Origin of the sequence: Pseudoduganella sp. RAF53_2 (genome assembly GCF_052113985.1) — a bacterium.
Taxonomy (GTDB): Bacteria; Pseudomonadota; Gammaproteobacteria; order Burkholderiales; family Burkholderiaceae_D; genus Rugamonas.
This window is the reverse complement of record NZ_JBFRDW010000677.1, coordinates 1-3,172: the sequence shown is the minus strand read 5'-3', so window position 1 is coordinate 3,172 and position 3,172 is coordinate 1. Positions and strand designations below refer to the sequence as shown.

At 62.5% G+C, this 3,172-nt stretch carries 2 protein-coding genes; both read right to left on the bottom strand.

What is annotated here, in order from left to right:
- Window positions 1–42: 42 nt before the first annotated feature.
- Window positions 43–639: an HD domain-containing protein gene (locus AB4Z11_RS27625; protein WP_442029041.1), complete on the bottom strand. Its 597-nt coding sequence runs from the start codon at window positions 637–639 to the stop codon at window positions 43–45.
- Window positions 620–3,172: ATP-dependent chaperone ClpB (clpB, locus tag AB4Z11_RS27620; RefSeq protein ID WP_442029040.1), on the bottom strand; the 2,553-nt coding region annotated here is incomplete at its 5' end. The genes AB4Z11_RS27625 and clpB, both read right to left, overlap by 20 nt.

The window sequence follows — 3,172 nt, the reverse complement described above, 5'->3', positions numbered from 1 at the left end:
GTACGGCGGCGCAGTAAGATTCGATGAATTGATGAACGGGAGTCATGCGGAAGGTTCCTTATGCTGGCGCGTACGAACGTGATGCCGCGTCTCTTCGTCGATCAGCGCACGCAGCTCATCGAACACGGGCCTGCCTGTGGTGTACTTCGTGCCGTAGCCCAGATTCCAGTCATAGTCGAAATCCGGCGGATTCGCACCCTGGTTATGCTGGAGCATTGTCTCCAGTTTGTCAAAGGCCTTCACCGCACGCGCTTCGGGCGTGGCCGCCGCTTCGTATTCATCCCATAGCGACAGGACTTCCGCGCGCATGGCTTCATCCAGCGATGAGCTTAACAATAGCAAGTCTTCGCGCTCCTGCGCGCTCTTGTCCGGATGGGCGTGCTGCTCGATGGCGGGAATATCGCCGTGAATCGCCTCACCAAGGTCGTGGACGATGCACAGCTTGAGCACCTTCAGCATGTCCAGATCCGGCAGCTGGTCGGCAAAGGTCAGCGCCATCAGGCACAAGCGCCAGCTATGTTCGGCCGTGCTCTCGCGGCGGCCACCGGAGGTGTGGCCGCTGCGCAGCACGTTCTTGAGACGCTCCGCCTCGCGCAGGAACGCGAGGCGGGCTGCCAGGTCAGGCCTTGGCGAAGACAAGCTCGTTGCCCTGGGCGTTGACGCTGATCGTATCCTTCGGGCCGAAGCGTCCTTCCAGGATCAGCTTGGACAGCGGATTCTCGATCTGCTGCTGGATCGCCCGCTTCAGCGGACGCGCGCCATACACCGGATCGTAGCCCGCCTCGGCGATCTTCTGCAGTGCGTCTTCCGTCACCACCAGGTCCATATCCATGCGCTTCAAACGCTGCTCCAGGATATGCAGCTGGATCTTGGCAATCGCGCCGATGTTCTTGTCGTCCAGTCCATGGAACACCACGATCTCGTCGATACGGTTGATGAACTCGGGGCGGAAATGTCCGCGCACCTCGGCCATCACAGCCAGCTTCACCACGCCCGGATCGGATTCATCCAGCGACTGGATCTTCTGCGAACCGAGGTTGGACGTCATGATCACCACCGTGTTCTTGAAGTCCACCGTGCGGCCCTGGCCATCGGTCATGCGGCCATCATCCAGCACTTGCAGCAGCACGTTGAACACGTCCGGGTGTGCCTTCTCGATCTCGTCCAGCAGGATCACGCTGTAAGGCTTGCGGCGCACGGCTTCCGTCAGGTAGCCGCCTTCGTCATAGCCTACGTATCCCGGCGGCGCGCCAATCAGGCGGGCCACCGAATGCTTCTCCATGAACTCACTCATGTCGATGCGGATCAGCGATTCCTCCGTGTCGAACAGGAAGGACGCCAGCGCCTTGGTCAGCTCCGTCTTACCGACACCGGTCGGGCCGAGGAACATGAAGGAACCATACGGACGGTTCGGGTCCGCCAGGCCGGCGCGCGAACGGCGGATGGCATCTGCCACCGCGTTGATCGCCTCGTCCTGCCCTACCACGCGCTCGTGCAGCTTCTCTTCGATATGCAGCAGCTTGTCGCGCTCACCCTGCATCATGCGCGACACAGGAATGCCCGTCGCACGCGACACCACTTCCGCAATCTCTTCCGCGCCCACCTGGGTGCGCAGCAGCTTCGGCTTGTCGCTGGCCTGTGCATTCGCGCCGATGGCCTCGGCCTGTTTCAGCTGCGCCTCAAGCTGCGGCAGCTTGCCGTACTGGAGTTCGGAGACGCGCTGCCAGTTCGACGCCCGCGTGGCCTCTTCCATCTGCTGCTTGATCGCTTCGATTTCCTCCTTGATGTGCGTGGTGCCCTGCACATTGGCCTTCTCGGCCTTCAGGATTTCTTCGTAGTCGTTGTACTCGCGCTGCAGCTTGGCGATTTCCTCGTCGATCAGGTCGAGGCGGCGCAGCGAAGCTTCGTCCTTCTCACGCTTGACAGCCTCCTTCTCGATCTTCAGCTGGATCAGGCGGCGTTCCAGCTTGTCCATCACCTCCGGCTTGGAATCGATCTCAATCTTGATCTTGGACGCAGCTTCGTCGATCAGGTCAATCGCCTTATCGGGCAGGAAGCGGTCCGTGATGTAGCGATGCGAGAGCTCGGCCGCCGCGATGATGGCAGGGTCGGTGATCTCCACCTTGTGGTGCAGCTCGTACTTGTCCTGCAGGCCGCGCAGGATGGCGATGGTCGCCTCCACGCTTGGCTCGTCGACGAGAATCTTCTGGAAGCGGCGCTCCAGCGCAGCATCCTTCTCGATGTATTTGCGGTACTCGTCCAGCGTGGTCGCGCCGAGGCAATGCAGCTCACCGCGCGCCAGCGCAGGCTTGAGCATATTGCCCGCGTCCATGGCGCCTTCGGCTTTGCCCGCGCCAACCATGGTGTGCAGTTCGTCGATGAAGACGATGGTCTGGCCTTCGTCGTGCGCCAGTTCCTTCAGCACGGACTTCAGGCGTTCCTCGAATTCGCCGCGGTACTTGGCGCCGGCCAGCAAAGCCGCCATATCGAGCGACAGCACGCGCTTGCCGCGCAGGGAATCCGGCACCTCGTTGTTTACGATACGCTGGGCGAGGCCTTCCACGATGGCGGTCTTGCCCACGCCCGGCTCACCGATCAGCACCGGGTTGTTTTTGGTACGGCGCTGCAGCACCTGGATGGCGCGGCGGATCTCGTCGTCACGGCCGATCACCGGGTCCAGCTTGCCCATGCGGGCGCGCTCGGTCAGGTCGAGGGTGTATTTTTTCAGCGCTTCACGCTGGCCTTCCGCTTCCTGCGAATCGACCTTGCCGCCGCCACGCACGGTGTCGATGGCCGCTTCCAGCGATTTGCGGGTGAGGCCTGCTTCGCGCGACAGCTTGCCCGCTTCCGACTTGTCGTCGGTCAGGGCGAGCAGCACCATTTCGCTGGACACGAACTGGTCGCCGCGCTTCTGGCCTTCCTTGTCCGCCAGGTTCAGCATGTTCACGAATTCGCGGCTGACCTGGGTGTCGCCGCCCGTGCCGGACACTTTCGGCAAGCGGTCCAGCGCCGATTTCAGCGCATTGCTCAGCCCCCCCACGTTGACGCCCGCGCGCTGCAGCAGCGAGCGCGCGCCGCCGTCGTCCTGGTTCAGCAGGGCGACCAGCAGGTGGACCGGTTCGATGTATTGATTGTCGTTGCCGACCGCCAGGCTCTGGGCGTCGGCAATCGC